The sequence below is a fragment of the Pseudarthrobacter oxydans genome (assembly GCF_030812335.1).
Lineage (GTDB): Bacteria > Actinomycetota > Actinomycetes > Actinomycetales > Micrococcaceae > Arthrobacter > Arthrobacter oxydans_B.
Genome location: NZ_JAUSSN010000002.1, coordinates 265,607 through 284,048, shown reverse-complemented (window position 1 = coordinate 284,048; position 18,442 = coordinate 265,607). Strand labels below are relative to the sequence as shown.

At 68.4% G+C, this 18,442-nt stretch carries 13 protein-coding genes; 4 read left to right on the top strand and 9 right to left on the bottom strand.

The genetic code is table 11. The features are described 5' to 3' along the window. The first annotated feature begins 90 nt into the window (after window positions 1-90). Window positions 91-1,503 (top strand): MFS transporter, encoded by a 1,413-nt coding sequence (locus J2W14_RS04425; RefSeq protein WP_307458925.1) that lies wholly within the window; start codon window positions 91-93, stop codon window positions 1,501-1,503. 191 nt (window positions 1,504-1,694) lie between these two features. Here the strand turns inward: J2W14_RS04425 and J2W14_RS04420 are convergent, their stop codons facing one another. The 3 genes from J2W14_RS04420 to J2W14_RS04410 form a co-directional block, all read right to left on the bottom strand. After that, window positions 1,695-2,426 carry a glutamine amidotransferase gene (locus tag J2W14_RS04420; protein WP_307458922.1) on the bottom strand — a complete coding sequence of 244 codons (732 nt, stop codon included), beginning with the start codon at window positions 2,424-2,426 and terminating at the stop codon, window positions 1,695-1,697. Between the two features lie 67 nt (window positions 2,427-2,493). Next, entirely contained in the window at window positions 2,494-4,347 is a 1,854-nt protein-coding gene (locus J2W14_RS04415) for an acetyl/propionyl/methylcrotonyl-CoA carboxylase subunit alpha (RefSeq protein ID WP_370871188.1), read from the bottom strand. Between the two features lie 124 nt (window positions 4,348-4,471). Further along, window positions 4,472-5,149: a Maf family protein gene (locus J2W14_RS04410; RefSeq protein WP_307458918.1), complete on the bottom strand. Its 678-nt coding sequence runs from the start codon at window positions 5,147-5,149 to the stop codon at window positions 4,472-4,474. A 370-nt stretch (window positions 5,150-5,519) separates the two neighbouring features. On the opposite strand from J2W14_RS04410, the gene J2W14_RS04405 reads away from it, so the two are divergent. Further along, the gene (locus J2W14_RS04405; RefSeq protein ID WP_370871187.1) at window positions 5,520-7,118 is read left to right on the top strand and encodes an HNH endonuclease; all 1,599 of its coding nucleotides are present in this window, start codon (window positions 5,520-5,522) and stop codon (window positions 7,116-7,118) included. A 248-nt stretch (window positions 7,119-7,366) separates the two neighbouring features. Here J2W14_RS04405 and J2W14_RS04400 read toward each other — a convergent pair whose 3' ends face one another. Next, window positions 7,367-9,907: an MMPL family transporter gene (locus J2W14_RS04400; protein ID WP_307458913.1), complete on the bottom strand. Its 2,541-nt coding sequence runs from the start codon at window positions 9,905-9,907 to the stop codon at window positions 7,367-7,369. A gap of 1 nt (window position 9,908) precedes the next feature. After that, on the bottom strand, window positions 9,909-10,652 hold the full coding sequence (locus tag J2W14_RS04395) for a TetR/AcrR family transcriptional regulator (RefSeq protein ID WP_307458910.1): 744 nt from the start codon (window positions 10,650-10,652) through the stop codon (window positions 9,909-9,911). Between the two features lie 273 nt (window positions 10,653-10,925). Between J2W14_RS04395 and J2W14_RS04390 the strand changes: the two genes are divergently transcribed. Further along, window positions 10,926-11,492, top strand: coding sequence for a hypothetical protein (locus tag J2W14_RS04390; protein WP_307458908.1), 567 nt, complete (start codon window positions 10,926-10,928; stop codon window positions 11,490-11,492). A 121-nt stretch (window positions 11,493-11,613) separates the two neighbouring features. Here the strand turns inward: J2W14_RS04390 and J2W14_RS04385 are convergent, their stop codons facing one another. The 4 genes from J2W14_RS04385 to J2W14_RS04370 all read right to left on the bottom strand — a co-directional run bounded on the left by J2W14_RS04385 (window position 11,614) and on the right by J2W14_RS04370 (window position 17,190). Then, the gene (locus J2W14_RS04385) at window positions 11,614-13,086 is read right to left on the bottom strand and encodes a dicarboxylate/amino acid:cation symporter (RefSeq protein ID WP_307458905.1); all 1,473 of its coding nucleotides are present in this window, start codon (window positions 13,084-13,086) and stop codon (window positions 11,614-11,616) included. Between the two features lie 347 nt (window positions 13,087-13,433). Beyond that, complete coding sequence (locus J2W14_RS04380) at window positions 13,434-15,143, bottom strand: DUF885 domain-containing protein (RefSeq protein WP_307458902.1); 1,710 nt, start codon at window positions 15,141-15,143, stop codon at window positions 13,434-13,436. 86 nt (window positions 15,144-15,229) lie between these two features. Next, on the bottom strand, window positions 15,230-15,610 hold the full coding sequence (locus J2W14_RS21195) for an acyl-CoA carboxylase subunit epsilon (RefSeq protein WP_370871186.1): 381 nt from the start codon (window positions 15,608-15,610) through the stop codon (window positions 15,230-15,232). Then, window positions 15,607-17,190, bottom strand: a complete 1,584-nt coding sequence (locus J2W14_RS04370; protein WP_307458900.1) for an acyl-CoA carboxylase subunit beta — start codon at window positions 17,188-17,190, stop codon at window positions 15,607-15,609. Before J2W14_RS04370 ends, J2W14_RS21195 begins: the two co-directional genes overlap by 4 nt. Before the next feature lie 280 nt (window positions 17,191-17,470). Here J2W14_RS04370 and J2W14_RS04365 point away from each other — a divergent pair, with 280 nt between their 5' ends. Continuing rightward, on the top strand, window positions 17,471-18,376 hold the full coding sequence (locus J2W14_RS04365; protein WP_307458898.1) for an SDR family oxidoreductase: 906 nt from the start codon (window positions 17,471-17,473) through the stop codon (window positions 18,374-18,376). The last annotated feature ends 66 nt before the right edge of the window (window positions 18,377-18,442 follow it).

Below are 18,442 nucleotides of genomic sequence, written 5' to 3'. Positions count from 1 at the left end.
TGGACGCCGGAAAGTATTATGTAAGCATACGTATCCTCTTCCGGGCGGCCTCAAGCAGGCCCAGCCCGGTCTTCATGAAAGCGCAACTACATGTCATCCACTGCCACCTCCGCGGAGCATGGGTCCGCCCAACCGGTGAACTCGCGCGGCCGCGTTATCGTCGCCAGCCTGGTTGGCACCACCGTTGAGTTCTACGACTTCTACGTGTACGCCACCGCCGCTGTGCTCGTTTTCCCGCGGCTGTTCTTCCCCGGCCAGAGCGAGACCACCCAGCTGCTGAGCTCGTTCGCCGTGTTCGGCGTAGCGTTCATCGCCCGTCCGCTCGGGTCCATCATTTTCGGCCACTTCGGTGACAAGTTCGGGCGCAAGGGCACCCTCGTGGCGTCGCTGCTAACGATGGGTATTGCCACCTTCCTCATCGGCTGCCTCCCGACGGCGCTTGTCCCGGGCTGGGAGTTCTGGGCGCCGGCACTGCTCGTCGTCATGCGCTTCGCCCAGGGCCTTGCCCTCGGCGGCGAATGGAGCGGGGCCGCCCTGCTGGCCACCGAGAACGCCCCGGCGAACAAGCGTGCCATCTACGGCACGTTCCCGCAGCTGGGTGCGCCCATCGGCTTCATCATCGCCAACGTGATCTTCCTGGTCTTCAGCTACGCCCTGTCACCCGAGGCCTTCATGGCATGGGGCTGGCGTGTGCCATTCCTGCTCAGTGCCGTCATGGTCATCATCGGGCTCTACGTCCGGCTCAAGCTGATCGAGACCCCGGCCTTCACCAAGGTCCTGGAGTCCAATGAGGTCGCCAAGCTGCCGCTGGCCCGGGTCTTCAACACCAGCTGGCGCAAGCTGATCCTGGGCACGTTCATCATGCTCGCCACGTACGTGCTGTTCTACCTGATGACCACCTTCACGCTGACCTACGGCACCCGCGCCTCCAGCCTGGATGCCGCGAAGGCCGCAGCGGAGAAGGCCGGCAAGCCGATGACCGAGGCCGCGGCCGCCGCGTTCGTCCCCGGCCTGGGCTACACCCGCAACGACTTCCTCTGGATGCTGATTGCCGGCGTCGTGTTCTTCGGTATCTTCACCCTGGTCTCCGGCCCGCTGGCTGAGAAGTACGGCCGCCGCAAGATGCTGATCGCCGTGACCCTCGGCATCTTCGCCTTCGGACTGCTCTTTGTTCCGCTGTTCAGCCTCGGTTTCGTCGGCACGATGGCCCTGCTGATCATCGGCTTCTCCCTGATGGGGCTGACCTTCGGGCCCATGGGTGCGCTGCTGCCGGAGCTGTTCCCGACGAACGTCCGGTACACCGGCTCCGCCATCAGCTACAACTTCTCCAGCATCCTCGGTGCGGCCGTGGCGCCGTTCATCGCCGTCTGGCTCTGGGAAATGGGCAAGGGCAGCCCGGCTCTGGTCGGCGTCTACCTCGCCTCCATGGCGGTGCTGACGCTGATCGCACTGTTCGTCAGCAAGGAAACCCGCGACCTGGAGTACACCAACAACGTCGCCTGACCCTGGTTCCCGGGCCGGGGCTGACGCTCCAGCCCGGTTACCGAGAGAAATGCCCGGCGTGTTCACTGAACACGCCGGGCATTTCCGTGTCGGACAGAGGAACCGGGAAAGTAACTGGGTAGGAGCGCCGGAACGCGGACCGGAAGGCCCGGCTTAGCGCCGGAACGCGGACCGGCAGGCCCGGGCCCGACTTAGCGCGCGTAGAGTTCCACGAAGTTCCGCAGGATCTTCATGGGTTCCGTGGCCGTGAACCGCCGGGCGTCCTCCATCAGCATTTCGGCCGATTCCGGCGGGAAATAGCCGGCATGACGGTAGATGTCGATCCTGGTGACCAAGCCCTCCGCATCGAGTTCGGGGTGGAACTGGGTGGCGTACAGGTTGGTTTTGATCCGGAACATGTGCACCGGGCAGGCGGCGGAGCTGGCCAGCAGCACGGCGTGGGCGGGGAGCAGGGTGCAGGCTTCCTTGTGGCCGGTGAAGGCCGTGAAGCTGTCCGGCAGCCCGCGCAGCAGCGGGTCCGCCAAGCCTTCTTCCGTCAGCTTGATGGTCACACCGCCGAGCCCCTCGCCGTAGGTCCGGTCGATCACGGCACCCTGGTGCCGGCCCAGCGTGCCGACCCCGTAGCAGGCGCCCAGGAAAGGGAAGTCCTCGGGCACGATCCGGTCGAGCAGGGCCGCGAGCTCATGCTCCACCCGGTGCTGGACGTCGCTCTTTTCCTCGGCGGGGTCGCTGGAGGTGAACGGACTGCCGCCCACGATAACCCCGGAGTAATCAGACAGGTCCAGCCGGGGCAGCGGCGCGGCTTCCAGCCGGATGCGCCGCAGCTGCGAGGGTTCGAGGCCGCCGTAGCGCAGGTAGGCTTCGTACTCGTCCTCGGCGGCGGCGTCCTCGGCCCGGGAGGCGAGGAGCAGAAATGGTTTCACAGACCAAGTCTGCACGGGCGGGACGCAGGGGCGCCAGAGGCGCGCCTGCGTCCCGCCCGTCTGACAGCTACTCGGCGGCCTCGTCCTCGATCAGTGCGATGATGGCGCCGGCTGAGACGGTCTCGCCGGCCGTGGCGGACAGTCCAATCACGATTCCGGCGCGGTGCGCGGTGAGCGGCTGCTCCATCTTCATCGCCTCCAGCACCACCACCAGGTCGCCCTCGGCAACAAGGTCACCCTCGAGGACGGCCACCTTGACGATAGTGCCCTGCATCGGTGAGGTCAGGGCGTTCCCGCTGGCGGCCGCGACGGCGCCGCCGGTGCGGGAACGCTTCTTGGCCTTGGCCGGCTTGACGGCCCCTGAGCCGCCTCCGGTGCCCAGCGATGCCGGGAGGACGACCTCAAGGCGCTTGCCGCCGACCTCGACGACGACGCGCTGGCGTTCGCCGGCGTCGGGCGTTTCCGCCTCGGCGCCGGTCGGCGTCCAGGCGGGGATGTCGTTGACGAAAGCCGTCTCGATCCAGCGGGTGTGGACCTTGAACGGGCCCTCGGCGGGGGCGAAATCGGGGTTGGTGACGACGGCGAGGTCGAACGGGATGACGGTGGGGATGCCCTCCACCACCATCTCCTCGAGGGCGCGGCGGGCGCGCTGCAGGGCCTGCGGGCGGGTGGCGCCGGTGACGATCAGCTTGGAGAGCATCGAGTCGAAGTTGCCGCTGATGACGTCGCCCTGCTCCACGCCGGAGTCGATCCGGACGCCGGGGCCGGTCGGGTTCTTTAGGAGCGTGATGGTGCCCGGGGCGGGCATAAAGTTCCGGCCCGGGTCCTCGCCGGTGATGCGGAACTCGATCGAGTGGCCGCGGATTTCCGGGTCCCCGTAGCCGAGTTCCTCGCCGCGGGCCAGCCGGAACTGCTCGCGGACGAGGTCGATTCCGGTGACTTCCTCGGAGACGCAGTGCTCCACCTGGAGGCGGGTGTTGACCTCGAGGAAGGAGATGGTGCCGTCCTGGCCCACGAGGAACTCGCAGGTGCCGGCGCCGAGGTAGCCGGCTTCCTTGAGGATGGCCTTGGAGGATTCGTAGAGCCGGCGGTTCTGTTCCTCGGTGAGGAACGGGGCCGGTGCTTCCTCGACGAGCTTCTGGTTGCGGCGCTGCAGCGAGCAGTCGCGGGTGGAGACCACCACAACGTTGCCATAGGCGTCGGCGAGGCACTGGGTCTCGACGTGGCGCGGGGCGTCCAGGAAACGTTCGATGAAGCACTCGCCGCGGCCGAAGGCGGCGACGGCTTCGCGGACGGCGGATTCGAACAGTTCGGGGATTTCCTCGCGGGTGCGGGCCACCTTGATGCCGCGGCCGCCGCCGCCGAAGGCTGCCTTAATGGCGATCGGCAGGCCGAACTTGTCCACGAACTCGAGGATTTCCTCGGCGGACTCGACCGGGTCGGCGGTGCCGGGAACCTGGGGGGCGCCGACCTTTTCGGCGATGTGGCGCGCCTGGACCTTGTCGCCCAGGGCGGAGATCGCGGCGGGGGAGGGGCCGATCCAGGTGATGCCGGCGTCGATCACTTTGGCGGCGAACTCGGCGTTCTCGGCCAGGAAGCCGTAGCCGGGGTGGATGGCGTCGGCACCGGAGCGGTGGGCCACCTCGATCAGCTTGTCCATCACGAGGTAGGACTCGGCGGCGGTGTTGCCGCCCAGGGCGTAGGCCTCGTCGGCGAGCTTGACGTGCAGCGCGTCGCGGTCCGGATCCGCGTAGACCGCCACGGAGGCGATGCCCTCATCGCGGGCGGCGCGGATAATGCGCACGGCGATTTCGCCGCGGTTGGCGATCAGCACCTTGCTCAGCGGATGGGTGACTGCGGCGGTGCCTTCTTGGGCTGATCGCTGCGCGGGGTTTGCGGACTGCTCCGAATTTGCTGACAAGGCGTCTCCTTCTTTCCTTCAGGGAGCCTAGCGCGGTTTTGTGGGTTCCGCCGATATTACTTGCGGATTCCGCGGTCAAAGCGCCCCAGCTTTGTAGGGTTGCTACAAAGCTCTGCGAATTAGCTCACTCGGCCCGGAGCAGTGCGGGATCCGCAGCACCGGTGGTCCACAGTTCCGTGATGCCCACCTTCGCCTGGTTCAGCAGCCCGCGGAGGGTGGAAATGGACAGCCCGACGACGGCGTGCGGGTCGCCGTCGACCTTGCGGATGAAGGCCCCGCCGTAGCCGTCGATCGTAAAGCTGCCGGCACACTGCAACGGCTCACCGGTGGCGATGTACGCGTCGATTTCCTCGACGCTCATCTCCATGAAGTGGACCTCGGCGGAGGTGACGTGCCCGAGGGTTGCGCCGGAGCCGGCAGCCCCGGATTCATCGGTGTCCTCGGTGTCGCGGCAGTCGACGAGCCAGTGTCCGGTGTGCAGCACGCCCTTGCTGCCGCTCATCCGGAGCATCCGCTCCTTGGCGACCTCGGCCGTGTACGGCTTGCCGTGCGCCTCGCCGTCGAACTCGAAGACCGAATCGCAGCCGACCACCAGGGCGCCGTCGGCCTCGGGCAGGGAGGCGACGGCCTCGGCCTTGGCCCGGGCCAGCAGCAGGGCGGTGTCGTGCGGGTCGGTGACGCCGTAGCGGGCCTGGACGGCGTCCTCGTCGACATCCGAAACGAGGATCTCGTGCCGGATGCCGGCGTCGGTGAGCAGCTTGGTGCGGGCGGGGGACTGGGAGGCAAGAATAAGGCGGATCACCGCTCCAGCCTAGTTCCTAGGGCTCGTCGTCGCCGTGCCCTTTACCGTCAGAGGTCGGTGGGAGCGTTGGTTTATGGACGGGAACCACGGACCGGAAGACAGACACCGCAGCGTGTTGGTGATGTGCGCCCGTGCGCTTGAGGAGGTTACTTTGCCCGAGAGCAACGCAGGACGGATTGAATTCCGGCGGCGGTTGGAGGAACTGAGCTCCGCGGTGGCCACGGTCAGGACGCGTTTTGAAGTGGCGCTGGTCCTAGACCGTGTGCCGAGATCTACGTCCGGTGTGGGGACCTCCCCTATAGCCTCCGAAGCGGTTGACCGGCTTCTGTTGGCCCTCATTAATGTCTTAGCCTTCCGGGACACTTGAGCCATGGACGGTACTCAGTCAGTCGCGGGGGCTCTGGCATCAGAGGGGTGCAACTGCGCCTGTAGTTGCGGGAAAAGGCCGGCAACCGAAGATGCAGGCACAACGCCGTCCGGGGCCGTGCCTGAGCCGGACGGTGCGCGTTTGATTGCTGAAATCCGGACCCTGGAAGACCAAAAGTCTGCCCTGGCTGCCCGTCAGGCCCGGCTGTCCGTCGCCTTCGACCTGCTCCAGCGCCGCGAACAGCGGGACCGTGGGATGCCGGCCGCGGAGCTGGGCTCCGGGGTCGGCGCGCAGATCGCCCTGGCCCGGCGGGAATCCCCGGCCCGCGGCGGCCGGCTCCTGGGCCTGGCGAAGGCCCTCGTCACCGAAATGCCCCACACCCTCGCGGCCCTGGAGACCGGGCAGCTCAACGAATGGCGCGCCACCCTGCTCGTGAAGGAAACCGCCTGCCTCTCCGCGGAGGACCGGGCCGCCGTCGACGCCGAACTCGCCCCCGACACCGGGACCTTCGACGGCGCCGGGGACCGGGGAATCATCGCCGCGGCCCGCACCGCCGCGTACCGGCGGGACCCGCGCTCGGTCACCCAGCGCGCCAGCCACGCGAGCACCGAACGGCACGTCAGCCTCCGCCCGGCCCCGGACACCATGTGCTACCTCACCGCCCTGCTCCCCGTCGCCGCCGGGGTCGCCGTCTACGCCGGCCTCACCCGGCACGCCGACACCCTGCGGGCCGCCGGGGACCCCCGGACCCGAGGCCAGCTCATGGCCGACACCCTGGTCGAACGCACCACCGGCAAGGCCGGCGGGATCAGCGGGATCGAGATCCAGCTCGTCATGACCGACCGCACCCTCTTCCAGGCCGACAGCGAACCCGCACGCCTCCCCGGCTACGGCATCGTCCCCGCCGGCTGGGCCCGGGACCTCCTCACCAACGCCGGAAAAGACGCGGGAACCGCCGCGGTGGGACCCGGAGCGGCGCGCGCGGCGACACAGGGTGCGGCGGGGACAGACGCCCACGCCGGGGACACCGCCGCCGGCGGCACCGCCGTGAACAGCACCGGGGACAATGCCATGAACGTCTGGCTGCGCCGGCTCTACACCGCCCCCGGCACCGGCGAGCTCACCGCAATGGATTCCCGTGCACGGCTCTTCCCGCCCGGGCTCCGCCGCTTCCTCACCGCCCGCGATGACACCTGCCGCACCCCCTACTGCGACGCCCCCATCCGCCACTTCGACCACATCATCCCCTGGCACCACAACGGCACCACCACCCAGGACAACGGGGCCGGTCTCTGCGAAGCCTGCAACCACACCAAAGAAACCCCAGGCTGGTCCTCCAGACCACGCCCCGGACCCCGACACACCCTCGACGTCACCACCCCCACCGGCCACACCTACCAAGCCACCGCCCCGCCCCTGCCCGGAACCCCGCCCCTGCCCGGAACCCCGCCCCTGCCCGGAACCCCGCCCCTGCCCGGAACCCCGGCCCGCCAGCCGGAACCGGACCTGGCCGCAGCAAAGAGCCCGGACCACCGCCGCCAACGCCACCGCCGAGCCAACGACCTCCACCGCACCCGCAGGCAAAGCCAAATCGCAGCCTGAATGAATAACCGTGGATCGCCGCGGCCTGAACAAAGGGCCGACAGCCCGAACAAATAGCCGGCTGCCTGCACCGCGGCCGGCCTGTCTGGATGGTGCCGCCGTCGGCGTCCGAGTAGTTCGCCGCGGTGACGTTGTCGTCGGACGCCAGTCTCGCCGAACGCGGCGACAACAAAGCCGCCCGCCGATCGCAATGATCGGCGGGCGGCTCGTGGAACCTACAAGGCGGCCGGTTGGCAGCCGGTGACGGCTTACCGGGCGGTGGCCCCGGCGGCTTCGGCCACAGGACCTGGGACGGCAGCCGCGGGCTTGCGCAGCCTGGCGCCTTCGACGTCCACGTCCGGCAGGATGCGGTCCAGCCAGCGCGGCAGCCACCAGGCCTTTTCGCCGAGCAGGTACATCACGGCCGGGACGATCGTCATCCGGACCACGAAGGCGTCAATCAGCACGCCGAAGGCCATGGCGAAGCCGAGCGGCCGGACCATGTTCAGGTGGGAGAAAATGAAGCCCGAGAACACGCTGACCATGATGATCGCGGCCGCGGTGACCACGGCGGCGGCGTGGCTGAACCCCGAGCGGACGGCGTGTTTGGCCGATTCGCCGTGCATGTACGACTCGCGCATGCCTGACGCAATGAACACCTGGTAGTCCATGGCCAGGCCGAACAGCACGCCGATGAGGATGATCGGCAGGAAGCTCAGCACGGCGCCCGGATTCTCGACGCCGAAGATGGGCCCGAGCCAGCCCCACTGGTAGACAGCGACGACTGCACCGAAGGCGGCGGCGAGCGAGAGCAGGAATCCGCCGGTGGCCAGCAGCGGCACCCAAATGGAGCGGAAGACCAGCAGCAGCAGGAGCAGCGAGAGACCGACCACTATCGCCAGGTACGGCGGCAGGGCGTCGCCGAGTTTCGTGGACACGTCGACGTTGCCGGCGGTCTGTCCGGTGAGCCCGATGCTGACGCCGGTGGTGTCCTTGATCTGGCCCTTTTCGGCGCGGAGTTCGGATACCACCTGGACGGTGCTGGCGCTGGCCGGACCCTCGTTCGGGATGACCTGGAACACCGCGGTGCGGCGGTCCTCGCTCAGGGCCAGCGGCACGGCGGCGCTGACATTCTCGGTCTCGCGCAGGATGTCCGCCACGTCGAACTGGGTGGTCTGGGCCTCGGCCTCGCTGAGTCCCTCGGGGAGGTCGCCCACCACAATGATGGGGCCGGTCATGCCCTCGCCGAAGCTCCGTTTGGTGACGTCATAGGCCTGAAAGGCCTGCGAGGCGACCGGCTCGGAGCTGGCGTCCGGCAGTGCGAGCCGCAGCTGGGCGGCGGGCAGTGCCACGACACCGAGCAGGACCACACCGGACAGCAGGGCCAGCCACGGGTGGTTGGTGACAATGCCGCCCCAGCCGTGGCTGCTGCGGTATTCGTCCCTGGCGCGGTCGTCGGTTTCGTGGCCGGGCGCGGCGTTGTGCCGGTCCGCCTTGGCCCAGGCCCGCTTGGAGATCAGTTTCCGGCCAATGAGGGAGAGCACAGCCGGCGTCAGGGTCAGGGCCACGACGACGGCGACGGCCACCGTTGCGGCGGCGGAGAGGCCCATGACGGCCAGGAACGGAAGGCCCGGGACAACCAGGGCCGCGAGGGCGATGATGACGGTGAGGCCGGCGAAGAGCACCGCGTTGCCGGACGTGCCGGTGGCGAGCGCCACGGACTCCTCGGGGTCCATGCCGGAGAGCAGCTGGCCGCGGTGCCGGTTCACGATGAACAGCGAGTAGTCGATTCCTACGGCGAGGCCGAGCATCAGCGCCAGCATCGGGGAGATGGAGCTCATGTCCGTGGCGCCGCTGAGGGCGAAGGTGCCGCCCACACCGACGGCCACGCCGACGACGGCCATCAGCAGCGGAAGTCCGGCAGCGATCAGCGTCCCGAGCATGATGATCAGGACCAGGGCCGCAACCGCGATGCCGATAATCTCGGCGGCGCCAAAGAGCTCGGAGATGTCCTCGCTGATTTCCTTGCTGGGCAGCGCGCTGACGTTGGCGGCGGACACCTCCTTGACGATGTCCTGGACTTCCTGGCGGACCTCCGGGTTGAGGCCGTTGATGGAGGTCTTGAACTGAACCTGCGCGATCGCGGCCTTGCCGTCCTCGGAGACGAAGCGGAGGCCCTTCGAGGCCTCCAGCTGCCGGGCGCCAAGTGCCAGCTTGGCCTCGCCGGCTTCCAGTTCCTGGGTGCCGGCGTCGAGCTTTGCCTGACCCTCGGCGAGGGCCGCCTTCTGCTGGCCGAGCCGTGCCTCAATTGCAGCGGCCGGCATGCCGGCGGCCGCCATCTGCTGTTCGGCAGCGTCCAGCTGGGCCTTTCCGGCGGCGAGCTCGGCAGCGGCCGTCTCAAGCTGGGCCTTGCCGGCAGCGGACTGCTCCTTGCCGGCGGCCAGATCGGTGACGGCCTGGTCCAGCTGCGCCTGGGTGGCGAACGGGTCAACGGTGCCCTGAACGTCCGGGAGGGTTTCGAGCTTGGTAAGCGCGGCGGTGACGGCGTCCTTGCCCGCCTGGCTGAACTGGGCGTCGTTGGCTTCGAACACCACGCTGGCGGAGCCGCCGGAGGACGAGGGAAGCTCGGTCTTGAGCTTGTCTGCCATCTGCTGGGTCTCGGTGCCGGGGATCTGGAAGTTGTTGGACAAGGTGCCGTGGAAGGCGGCTGCCGCACCACCGACGGCCACCATAACGGCGAGCCACAGGGAGATGACGAGCCAGCGGTGGCGGTAGGAGAATTTGCCGAGGCGGTAGAGCATCAGGGCCATGTCAGTGCCGATCTGGGGAAGGGGTGGCGGTGGAGGCGTCGGCCGGGGTGGTGGCCTGGGTCGTTGTAGGGGCGGGGTCGGGGCGGGCGAATCCGGAGCCCAGCAGGCCCATGGAATCGATCAGGAGCTGCCGCAGGGTGGACAGGGATTCCGGGGTGAGGGATCCGCCGCACTGCAGGAACCAGACGTCCATGGCGGCTTTGCCGCATGAGATGACCGAGCCGGCCAGGGCGCGAAGGTACAGCTCGTCCAGCTCGGCGCCCTCGCTGAGGCGCTCGCGGGCGGCGGTAATGATCTCGACGGTGCAGTGGTCCCAGGCTTCCAGCTCGGACCGGCTGAGCTGCGGATTGGCCTGGCCCAGGCTGTACAGCTCGGCCAGTGGAGCGACCGTCATCGGGTCTGCGAGTTCCACAAGGGCCGCCCGGGCCGATTCCAGGAAGGGTTCCCCGGCCGGGCGCAGCCGGAACTGCTGGAGTGCCTTGTCCAGGAAGCCGAAGGTGACGGCGGCAATGGCCGCCTCGGTGCTGCTGAAGTAGTTAAAGAAGGTGCGGCGTGAGATGCCGGCGGCGTCGGCGATGTCCTCGACCGTGAAATTGCCGGGGCCGTTGGACCGGAGCAGAGCCAGCGCGGCGTCGGTGATGGCCTGGCGCGTGGCCGCTTTGTTCAGCTCGCGGCGCGACGGTCCGTCAGCTGGCGGGTGGGACGCCGACGGGGCGTCTGCGCTGGAGGGCGGGGTAGCGGGCACACGGTTACACTACGTGCATGTTTGCACTCTGGGCAACTTTTTTGGCGCAGGGGCGCCGGCTGTGGGAATTTGGTGCCGGGGGACCGGTGCCGGGGGAGTCGGCCGCATCCCGAATCCCCAAAATCTCCGCCCGATGACCATCGCCAACCTTCACAGCAAGATGAAAGGTTCCGAACAGCTCCCGCTGAAGGGTCCGGCGGAGACTGGAGCTACGTCTTGGAAGAGACAACCACCAACCGCAGCCGTCACCAGCTGCAGACCAGGAGACAGCACATGTCACGTACCAAGAGAATGACGCTCGCCATCTCGGCCGGGGCACTGGCCCTGGGTGCCGGCCTCGGAGTTACCGGGATGGCGTCAGCAGCCACGACTCCGACCCCCACTCCCAGCTCCAGCGCGTCGGCAGAGGCAACGCCCGGGACCACCGACGGTCAGGGCATGCGCGGCGGCCACGGCAAGGGCGGAGTGCACGGTGCCGCCCAGGCTGCCGAACTGGCTGCCAAGCTCGGCGTCGATGAGGCCAAGGTGACCGAGGCACTGCAGGCTTTCCGCGAAGCCAACAAGCCGACCACCCCGCCGGCCGAGGGCACCAAGCCGGACCGCGCCATCAGGGAAGCGGCCCTGGCGAAGTCGCTGGCGGAGTCGTTGGGCATTGAGGAATCCAAGGTCACCGCCGCCCTGGAGGAGCTGCAGACCGCGGCCCAGGCTGACCGTGCCGCGGCGTTGAAGACCAAGCTGGATGCGGCGGTTACCGACGGCACACTGACCCAGGCCGAGGCAGACGCTGTCGCCAAGGCCGTCGAGAAGGGCGTGATCGGCGGAGGCCGGGGAGGACACTAGGCGTCACCGCACAACCGTCGATAGACGTGGCTCAGCCGCGCCTTAACAGGGGAAGTCCCCGGGAGTTTTCCCGGGGACTTCCCCTGTTAAGGCTGGCGCCGTTCAATGCTGGTGCAGTCGGCTACGCCCTGGTGCCGGCCAGCGCGCGGCCTTCCGGCGGCGCCGCGGGAGCGGCTGCAGAGGGGTCGACGGCGGCGGCGTTGGCTGTGCCGGCTGCCGTGTCGACTGTGTTGTCGACTTCGTCGCTGAACGGGTCACCGGTGCGCGGTGCGTTGTACAGCGACTCGTCGAGGATGCCCTGGCGTTTGGCCACGATCGTCGGGATCAGGGCCTGCCCGGCCACGTTGACCGCGGTGCGGCCCATGTCCAGGATCGGGTCGATCGCCAGCAGCAGCCCGACGCCGGCCAGCGGCAGTCCCAGCGTGGAGAGCGTCAGGGTCAGCATCACGACTGCGCCGGTGGTCCCGGCGGTCGCGGCGGAGCCGAGCACGGAAACGAGGGCAATCAGCAGGTACTGGGTGAAGTCGAGCTGGATGCCGAAGAACTGGGCCACGAAGATCGCCGAGATGGCGGGGTAGATCGCGGCGCAGCCGTCCATCTTGGTGGTGGCGCCCAGCGGTACGGCGAAGGAGGCGTAGGCGCGGGGGACGCCGAGGCTGCGTTCGGTCACGCGCTGGGTCAGCGGCAGGGTGCCCACCGAGGAGCGGGACACGAAGGCCAGCTGGACGGCCGGCCAGACGCCGGAGAAGTACTGCTTGATCGACAGGCCATGGGCGCGGACCAGGACCGGGTAGACAACGAACAGCACGAGGGCCAGGCCCACGTAGATGGCGAAGGTGAACTTGCCCAGGGAGCCGATGGTGTCCCAGCCGTAGATCGCCACAGCGTTGCCGATCAGGCCGACGGTGCCGATCGGGGCGATCCGGATGATCCACCAGAGGACCTTCTGGATCACGGCAAGGGCGGAGGCGTTGAGGTTCAGGAACGGCTCGGCCGCCTTGCCCACCTTGAGCGCCGCGATGCCGACGGCGACCGCGATCACCAGGATCTGCAGGACGTTGAAGCTCACCGCGGTGGTGGCGACGCCCTCGGTGACGGTGGTGCTGGCGCCGAGGCCCAGGAAGTTCTTCGGGAACAGCCCGGTCAGGAACGCCCACCAGTCACCGGACTTGCCGGCGTACTTGGCCTCCTGGGTGATACCGGTGTTGGCGCCGGGCTGCAGGAACACGCCCAGGCCGATGCCGATCAGCACAGAGATCAGCGCGGTGATGGCGAACCAGAGCAGCGTGTTCCAGGCCAGCCGGGCGGCGTTGGAGACGGCGCGCAGGTTGGAGATGGAGCTGACCACGGCGGTGAAGATGAGGGGCACAACGGCGGTCTGCAGCAGCGAGACGTAGCTCGAGCCGATGGTCTGCAGGGTGGCGCCGAGGGCGTTGGGGTTCGCCTTGGTGCTGCCCGTGTACTTGGCCAGCAGGCCAAGTCCCAGGCCCACGATCAGGGCGGCGATGATCTGGAAGCCGAACGAGCCGGCCCACTTGGGCAACTGGAAGCCGGTCTTTCCGGCGGGTGCGGGGGTGTTTGTCTGAGTGCTCACCGGATCACGCTAGGTCCGGCGCAACTATCACGGCGAACGGATGTTGAGAAATATGACGTGGCAGATTTCCGGCCCCGCTCGCAGAATCCCCGGAAACACGCCGGAGGACACCTCGATTGTGAAGTTATTCCCGGGCCGGTTGTGGCGATTGTCTCCCGTCCGCCCCGGGATTTACGCCGAGGTGACAGTTCGCGCCCATGCGCTGGCACATCATGGGCGCGAACTGTCACCTCGGCGGTGCGGCCGTGCGCCGCGCGCTTCTCGGCGGTGGTTAGCCCGGGTCCGGCAGCGCGCTTGCCGGCAGTTGCACCGGCGGTTGCACCGGCAGCGCGCGCTGACCGGCGGTGCTACGCCAGCAGCGCGCGCTTGAGGGTGTCCAGGCCGACCGAGCCGATGTTGAGGGCTTTGGTGTGGAACTCCCTCAGCTCGAAGCCGGGACGGGATTCGAGCTCGGCGCGGATCTGCTCCCAGAGCCGCTGGCCCACCTTGTACGACGGCGCCTGGCCCGGCCAGCCGAGGTAGCGGGTGAACTCGAAGTTCAGCTGGCCTTCGCTGATCGCGAGGTTCTGCTTGAGGAACCCGTACCCCTTGTCCGGAGTCCAGGTGCCAGACCCCCACCGCTCGGGCATCTCCAGCTCCAGGTGGACGCCGATGTCGAACACCACGCGGGCGGCCCGCATGCGCTGCATGTCCAGCATGCCCATGTGGTCACCGGGATCCTTGAGGTAGCCCAGTTCCTGCATCAGCTTCTCGGCGTAGAGTGCCCAGCCTTCGCCGTGCCCGGAGGTCCAGCAGACGTTCCGGCGCCACTTGTTGAGCAGCTCGCGGCGGTAGGTGGCGGTCGCTACCTGCAGGTGGTGGCCCGGGACGCCCTCGTGGTAGACCGTGGTGGTCTCGGCCCAGGTGGTGAAGGTGTCCTCGCCCGGCGGCACGGACCACCACATGCGGCCCGGCCGGCTGAAGTCGTCCGAGGGTCCGGTGTAGTAGATGCCGCCCTCGTCGGTCGGGGCGATCTTGCACTCCAGGGTCTTCATGACGTCGGGGATGTCGAAGTGCACGCCGGCAAGGTCGGCCACGGCCCGGTCGGAGAGCTCCTGCATCCACACCCGGAGGGCCTCGGTGCCCTTGAGCTGCCGGGCGGGATCGTTGTCCAGGACTTCCTTGGCTTCCTCGATCGTGGCGCCGGGGCGGATTTCCTCGGCCACCCGCTGCTGTTCGGCGATCAGGCGGTCGAGTTCCTGCACACCCCAGGCGTAGGTTTCCTCCAGGTCCACGGCGGCGCCGAGGAACACGCGGGAGGCCAGCGCGTATCGCTCGCGGCCCACGGCGTCCTTCTCCGGCGCGACAGGCAGCAGTTCGGACTCCAGGAAGCCGGCCAGCCGGGAGTAGGCCACCCGTGCGGCGGCGGCGCCGGCGTCGAGCGCGGACTGCACGTCCCCGGGCAGCGGGCCGTCCGCGGTTTTGGCGTTGGCCGCCAGCTTCGCGAAGAAGCCGTCCTCCGCGGCGTGCTTGGTGGTCTGTTCAATCACGATCTTCACCTGCCGCGCGGCGGCAACTTTGCCGGCCCCCAGGGCGGTGCGCAGCGACGCGATGTAGCCGTCCAGCGCGGCGGGGACGTTGTGCGCACGGCCCGCGATGTGCTCCCACTGCGCCGCGGTGTCCGTCGGCATCAGGTCGAAGATCGCGCGGATCTCCTGCGGCGCGGAGGCGATGTTGTTCAGCTCGGCCAGGTCCCAGCCGGATTCGTGAAGTTCCAGCTGCAGTCCCAGGCGCTCGCGCATGGCATCCAGGGTGACGGCGTCGACGTCGTCCGCAGGCTCCAGGCCCTCCAGCGCCGCCAGCGTCTCGCGCGCGGCGGCCGCGAACTCCTCAATCCCGGCGGGGGAGAAGTCCTGGTATTCAGTCTCGTGCCCGGGGATCCCGAGCTCGGTGGCGAAACTCGGGTTAAGCCGGATCAGCGTGTCCGTGAAGGCATCGGCGACGGCATCGATGGCGGTGTGCGGGCGCGCCGGAACGGTGTTGTTGGCGGCAGTGTTGTCAGTGGGTTCGGTAGTCACCCGAAAGACATTAGCCGGGCCGGGGCCGTTATGAAAGGGTTGCTGCACTTTTTTCGGGGCCGGGCGGGTGCGGTGGCCCGGAGGCGTCAGCCGCGGCTGCGCTTCCAGGAACCGGGTCCCGGCTTCGGTGCCAGCTGCAGCTGCTGCCGGCGGATCCAGTGCCGGGCGCTCGGCTGCTGCGGCTCAGCCGGTTCGCCGCTGCCCACGGAGAGCACGACGGCGGCCAGCGCCGCGAGCTCCTCGGGAGTGGGCTCGCCCTTGACGACGGCGAACAGCGGCTGGGCCGCCAGCGTCTCCCCGGCCCCAACCCCGGACTCGTCCCCGGGCTCAACCGCGGGGTGGGTGGATGGGCCCACGCCGGCGAGGGACCCGGCCTGGGGGCCCACACCGGCGGGGGACCCGGACTGAGCTTGCGAAGGCTGGGAGCCGGTGGGGACTTGCGAAGGCTGGGAGCCGGTGGGGATCACAGCGGGATGTTCCCGTGCTTCTTGGCGGGCAGGCTGGCGCGCTTGTCCCGCAGGGCACGCAGGCCCTTGATGATCTGGATCCGGGTCTCGGACGGGGCAATGACCGCGTCCACGTAGCCGAGCTGGGCCGCCTGGTAGGGGTTGAGCAGCTCTTCCTCGTACTGCCGGATGACCTCGGCGCGCTTGGCCTCGACGTCGCCGCCGTCCGCCGCGACCGCGGCGAGTTCGCGGCGGTACAGGATGTTGACGGCGCCCTGGGCGCCCATCACGCCGATCTGCGCGGTGGGCCAGGCCAGGTTGAGGTCCGCGCCGAGCTTCTTGGAGCCCATCACGATGTACGCCCCGCCGTAGGCCTTGCGCGTGATGACGGTCAGCTTCGGCACGGTGGCCTCGGCGTAGGCGTAGAGCAGCTTCGCGCCGCGGCGGATGATGCCCTGGAACTCCTGGTCCTTGCCCGGCAGGAAACCCGGCACGTCCACGAGCGTGATGATGGGGATGTTGAAGGCGTCGCAGTGCCGGACAAAGCGGGCTGCCTTCTCCGAGGCGGCGATGTCCAGGGTGCCGGCGAACTGCATCGGCTGGTTGGCCACGATGCCCACGGTGTGGCCCTCGACCCGGCCGTAGCCGATCATCACGTTCGGGGCGTAGAGGGACTGCATCTCCAGGAAGTGCGCGTCGTCCACAATCTGATCGATGACCTTGCGCATGTCGTACGGCTGGTTGGCCGAATCCGGGATCAGCGCGTCCAGGGCGAGGTCGTCGTCGTCGAGCTCCAGCTCCTGGGTGTGCTCCAGCACCGGGGCCTCGGCGAGGTTGTTGGAGGGCAGGAAGTCCAGGAGTTCGCGCACGAACTCGATGGCGTCGGCCTCGTCGGAGGCGAGGTAGGTGGAGGTGCCGGTGTTGGAGTTGTGCTGCCGGGCGCCGCCGAGGGTCTCCATGTCCACGTCCTCGCCCGTGACGGTCTTGATCACGTCCGGGCCGGTGATGAACATGTGCGAGGTCTTGTCCACCATGACCACATAGTCGGTCAGGGCCGGGGAGTAGGCCGCGCCGCCGGCGGAGGGGCCCATGATGAGGGAGATCTGCGGGACCACGCCGGAGGCATGGACGTTGTTGCGGAAGATGTCCGCGAACATCGCGAGCGAGGCGACGCCTTCCTGGATGCGGGCGCCGCCGCCGTCGAGGATGCCGACCACGGGGCAGCCGTTGCGCAGCGCGAATTCCTGGACCTTGACGATCTTTTCGCCGTTGACCTGGCTCAGCGAGCCGCCGTAGACGGAAAAGTCCTGGCTGTACACGGCCACGGGACGGCCGTCCACGGTGCCGTAGCCGGAGACCAGGCCGTCGCCCAGCGGCTTCTTCTTCTCCATGCCGAAGGCGGTGGAGCGGTGCACGGCGAGCGCGTCGAACTCGACGAAGGAGCCGGCGTCCAGCAGCAGGTCGATGCGCTCGCGGGCCGTCTTCTTGCCGCGGGCGTGCTGCTTCTCGATCGCTTCCGGGCCGGAGGGCTGCTCAGCACGGGCCTGGCGGTCGCGGAAATCGGCAATCTTTCCCGCGGTCGTGGTCAGATCGTGGCTCATCAAGTGTCTCCGGCTCTGTCGCTGATGTTCTGCTGAATCGTGTGGTGCTGGCGTTGCTGTGGTGCGCCGGCCCTGTCCCGCGTGGCGCTTTAGCTGGTATCCACAAAAGCCGGGCCTTGATGGCAAGTCTAGTGACGCCATTGGCCCACGCCGCTGTAGAAAACCTACAAGATTCACCCCAACTCTCACCGGAAGCACCACGCGGGCCCGGGCGGCGGTTGTCCGGACGGGCGCAGCGCAGCCTATGTTACTCATCAGTAACATGGGCTAGAGTGTCCTCATGACTTTGAGCAACGACGCTTCGGGCACCGCCCCGCAGTCCCAGCAGCCAGGGCCCTACCAGGCCGCCGGGTCCCTCCAGGGCCGCACCATCCTCATCTCCGGGGGAAGCCGCGGCATCGGCCTGGCCATCGCCACCCGCGCCGCGCGCGACGGCGCCAACATTGTTTTGATGGCCAAGACCGGCCAGCCGCACGCCAAGCTCGAAGGCACGGTCTACTCCGCCGCCGAACAGATCGAGGAAGCCGGCGGCCAGGCCCTGCCGCTGGTCGGGGATGTGCGCAACGACGCCGATGTCGCCGGCGCGGTGGCCGCCGCCGTCGAACGCTTCGGCGGGATCGACATCGTCATCAACAACGCCTCCGCGATCGACCTGTCCAAAACCGACGACGTCGACATGAAGCGCTACGACCTGATGCAGGACATCAACGTCCGCGGCACGTTCCTGCTCTCCAAGCTCGCCCTGCCCGCGCTGCGCGAATCCGACGCCGGCCAGATCCTGACGCTCTCCCCGCCGCTGAACCTGGACCCCAAATGGGCCGGCATGCACCTGGCCTACACCATGGCGAAGTACGGCATGAGCCTGACCACCCTGGGCCTGGCCGAGGAACTGAAGGTCGACGGGATCAGCGTGAACTCGCTGTGGCCCTGCACCCTGATCAACACGGCCGCCATCCGCAACATGCCGGGCGGCGAAAAGATCGTCCGGGGCGCCCGCGGCCCCGAAATCATGGCAGATGCGGCCCACGCCGTCCTGACCAGCAGCAACGCGATCCCGGAATCTGGCAGCTGGAGCGGGAACTTCTACACCGACGAGCAGGTCCTCGCGGCCGCCGGCGTCACGGACTTCACCCCCTACAGCCTGGGCGCCCCGGAAGAGAAGCTGATTCCTGACATCTTCCTCTGAGTTTCCTGCGGCTTCCGGTGTTCCAGTGGACGGCCGGCGCCGCTGAAATTCCCCACTATTGCGGGT